This window comes from Variovorax sp. 01T439_2, assembly GCF_056398445.1.
The window spans coordinates 1-1,015 of sequence record NZ_JBFTPJ010001358.1; the positions used below are offsets into that span (position 1 = coordinate 1).

Consider the following 1,015-nt stretch of genomic DNA (forward strand, 5'->3'; position numbering starts at 1 on the left):
CGTGGATGGCGGCGCGGCGCCTTCGCAGACCTCGGCGCCGCCGGCGTCATCGGGGCGCAGGAGAAAGTAGCCCGGCCCGCGGCAACCTCAGCGCGCCTTGTCGACCTGCTCGGCGCCGCTGTCGGCCAGCAGGTCCGCGCTGCTCAGGCGCTGCGACGCACGCAGCATCTCGGGCGCGCCGGCCGTGCGGATCACGCGGCTGCTGCTCGCGAGCACGCGCTTCTTGGCCTGCTGCGCGCCTTCGGTCAGGCTGTAGTCGATGCGGTAGTCCCATGCCGCGATCGGCACCTTGCGGTTGCCCAGGCGCTCGATGCGCACTTCCGCGGCGGTGCGTTCGCCGGGCCGGAGTTCGGTGGCCTGCGAGAAGCCCCGCCCGACGCCGATGACCGTTCCGGCCTCGTCGTACAGCGTGACCAGCACTTCGACGATGGTCAGCGCCAGGGCGTCCTTGCGCGCGTTGGCGAGGCGGCCGAACAGCCACACCTCGTCCGCCTGCTGCACCAGGCGCACGCGCGTGAACTGCAGCGGCGGACCCTCGGTCGTCCAGAAGGGCGTCGACAGCGCATCGGCCTGCAGCTCGTAGCGCGTGACGGTCTGGTCGCTCGGCAGCTTGATCAGCACCGGCGCTGTCTCACCGGGCATCAGCGTACCGATCGGCACCGATTCGCTCTGTTCGCCGATGCGGCTGTCGCGGTCGTAGAAGATCGCATTGACCTTCGGCCGCTCGATCGCGCTACCGCTCTCGTTGCGCGCCGTCACCAGCAGCCAGGGCTGCGCCAGACTGCCGCTGCCCGCCAGCACCTGACGTGCCTCGAGCCGGAGGCCTTCGCCCGGAATCGTGCGCGGCATCGAGGCCCGCTCCGGCTGGTTGCGGTCCACGACATAGGCCATGACGCCGAAGACACCGGCGACCAGCACCGCGACCGCCGCAATGGCGATGCCCATCGACCGGGCCGCGCTGCGGCCGCGCGCCGACTGCTCGGCCGCCAGCCTTCGTCCGGCCTCGTCCTTGACC

General features: G+C 71.6%; 1 protein-coding gene. It reads right to left on the reverse strand.

The features are described from left to right. Window positions 1–87 precede the first annotated feature (87 nt). Window positions 88–1,015: hypothetical protein (locus AC1DOC_RS34945; protein WP_478131751.1), on the reverse strand; the 928-nt coding region annotated here is incomplete at its 5' end.